Genomic DNA, 570 nt, shown 5'->3' with positions numbered 1-570 from the left:
ATAGCCGCTGACAGCATCCGTAAACAGGCGCAGCTGGCTAAACCGGGGGCCTGCCATCTGTTCCGCCACTCAATGGCAACTCAGATGCTGGAGAACGGCGCGGACACCCGGCATATCCAGGCGATACTGGGGCATGAGAAACTGGAAACCACGCAAATCTATACGCGGGTGGCAATCGGTCACTTAAAGAAAGTGCATGAGCAGACCCACCCGGCAGAACGGCAGTCAAAGCAGGCCACGCCGCCAGACGATAAGCAGGCCGATAGCGCCAGGCCGGACAGCCCGAAGCCGGCCTGAAATCTCAGTGCGGTTGGACAGTTCGAAGGTTAGCCGGTTCCCTGTGAGCGCGTGGGGTGCAGTGAAAGGCAGACCGCGCGCGTCCCTGCGCACGGACTGCCTGCCCACCTTCGGAGTGCCGGCGGTAAATGGTGGCCGCCCGGCGCTGAACTTCGGTGTCCTCTGTCAGCATCGTTGCCGGTCAGCCACCATTCAACATAATGTGGCATTACGCGAAAGCGGGCCTGAACGGCCCGCCAACGCGTAACAAACATTATGTCGGCGCCGCCCACC

1 protein-coding gene is annotated in these 570 nt (G+C 61.4%); it reads left to right on the top strand.

Features of this window, described 5'->3' with window-relative positions:
- A partial coding sequence (locus C5471_RS23515; RefSeq protein ID WP_166296651.1) for a tyrosine-type recombinase/integrase occupies positions 1 to 297 on the top strand: 297 nt, incomplete at its 5' end.
- Between the last annotated feature and the right edge of the window lie 273 nt (positions 298 to 570).

The sequence above is a fragment of the Photorhabdus tasmaniensis genome (genome assembly GCF_011189505.1).
Classification (GTDB): Bacteria; Pseudomonadota; Gammaproteobacteria; order Enterobacterales; family Enterobacteriaceae; genus Photorhabdus; species Photorhabdus tasmaniensis.
Note: the sequence above shows the minus strand (reverse complement) of the source record. Positions and strands in the feature narration are given on the sequence as shown.